We start from the raw sequence: 243 nt of genomic DNA on the forward strand, positions 1-243 counted from the left end.
TGATTTCGACTTGTCCATGCGCCAGGTCAACGGCGCGTCGGCGTCGCTTAACCAATCCTGCAGGTATTGGGCCCGGACGTGCCGGATCTGACCCAGGCGGCCGTCGTCGACCATCCGCTTGGCAAGGGCCAGCGCCGGAGTCCGACGATAGCTGAAACCGCACATGGACAACACGCCCCGTGCTGCTGCGGCCTCGGCCACGGCGGTCATTTTCTCAGCTTCGGCAACGGAGTTAGCCAAGGG

1 pseudogene is annotated in these 243 nt (G+C 64.2%); it reads right to left on the reverse strand.

From position 1 onward, the window contains the following. A pseudogene (locus SB772_RS44745) lies at nucleotides 1-210 on the reverse strand (gfo/Idh/MocA family oxidoreductase); the annotation flags it as partial. Nucleotides 211-243 lie beyond the last annotated feature (33 nt).

The organism is Paraburkholderia sp. SIMBA_030 (genome assembly GCF_046535245.1).
GTDB lineage: Bacteria > Pseudomonadota > Gammaproteobacteria > Burkholderiales > Burkholderiaceae > Paraburkholderia.